The organism is Blautia sp. NSJ-175 (genome assembly GCF_022867815.1).
GTDB lineage: Bacteria > Bacillota > Clostridia > Lachnospirales > Lachnospiraceae > Blautia > Blautia celeris.
Window position 1 is genome coordinate 1 of the sequence record NZ_JALIFQ010000063.1, and the last position, 1,643, is coordinate 1,643.

A 1,643-nucleotide genomic window follows, 5' to 3' on the forward strand; every position below is an offset into this window, starting at 1 on the left:
TTGCTACGAAAATAAAACACGTAGCAAAAAACTGAACCTTGACAACAAATGTTTTCAACAATTATGAAAGCATCACTATAAAGCAGTCACAGTATTGGCTGCCTGTAGTGAGAGATTGATCGTATTTAAGAAAGGCTAGCTTTGAGCTTCCACATGATAACCATGCTTTTCCAATTCCCGTATATAACGAGAAAGCTGTTTTTGTTCACAGTGCTTACGTCTTGTTTCAAAACAGGATTCGTCAAATACAGTTCCTTGTTTTAACATTGTGTAGATGATGACAAGAAGTTTTCGGGCAAGTGCGACAATCGCTTTTTTGGCTCCTTTTTTCTGTTTGATTCTCCAGTACCATGCCGAAAGATAAGTGTTGCGTTTCCCTGCAATCACCCAGGCAATTTCGCAGAGCATACTTTTTATGTAAGGATTGCCTTTTGTGACAGAGGTGCTTTTTCGTTTTCCAGCACTTTCGTTATTACCTGGGCACAAACCGGCCCATGAGCAGATGTGTTCCGCAGTTTTAAACGGCTTCATATCAATACCGATTTCAGCAATAATTGCACAGGAAGCAGTTGTGCTTATTCCATAGATGCTATTCAACTGCTCAACCTGCAGGGCAAATGGAGCCATATCTTCCTCGAGACTCGTTTCAATTTCAGCAAGATGTTTCTTTAAAGAATCATAATGAGTCATGAGAATCCTTAAAAATGCCTTTTGGTGTTCTGACAGTGTTCCGTTCACGGACATGAGAATTTCATCAATACGGTTTCTGGTCTTGGTTTTGAGACAAGAATCTAAAGCAGTTTTATCAATCTGCCCATGTTCAATTAAATGCAGAATGATGTTTCTACCCGAAGCGCCAAAAATATCAGAAATAAAGGATGATAGACGGAAGCCGGAACTTTGTAAAAATTTCTCAATCCTGTTCTTCTGTGACGTAATATCGCGGATGACACTCTTACGGTAACGATTTAGATCGCGGAATTCCCGAATTCTTTTTTCGGGAATAAAACTTCCGTTCAAAAGTCCGGCGCGAAGCAAGGTGGAAATCCATTCGGAATCCCGCATATCGGTCTTTTTGCCAGGAACATTTTTCATATGGCGTGCATTTACAACAAGCAGGGTAATGTCACCAGAGAAAGCATCCTCCAGTATTTCATAAATCGGCATCCAATAGATACCGGTGCTTTCCATAGCTACATGATGGCAGTTTTTAGAAACGATCCAATTCCGTAATGCTATCATATCCGGAATCAATGTAGAAAACTCACGGATTTCAGAACGGGTTGGCTTGCCCAGAGGACCAGTCAGGATACATGCAACAATTTTTTCTTTGTGGACATCCAGTCCACAGGAAATTTCCAGAAGGTCTTTCATACAGAACAACTCCTTTACTATAGAATTGGCAGGAGATTTGCCCGAGATAATACGGACTTTGCTACTCGTGCTATTCATAAAAGGTGCGACAATATGCTGTGCTCAAGGGCAAATCATTTACGTTGACAAACGGGGTGCAAATCCTCCAAGGTGCAATCAAACTTAATCCTGCCTAAGACTATTGTAAGGCAAAAAGAGAAGTGAAAAAAGTAGTGGAGTCAGTATCCTATTTTCATTATAGGCTGAGATAAGCTTTCATGATTCGTTGA

General features: G+C 40.5%; 1 protein-coding gene. It reads right to left on the minus strand.

What is annotated here, in order from left to right:
• Positions 1–135 precede the first annotated feature (135 nt).
• Positions 136–1,374 carry an IS110 family transposase gene (locus MUB35_RS30325; RefSeq protein ID WP_118137060.1) on the minus strand — a complete coding sequence of 413 codons (1,239 nt, stop codon included), beginning with the start codon at positions 1,372–1,374 and terminating at the stop codon, positions 136–138.
• Positions 1,375–1,643 lie beyond the last annotated feature (269 nt).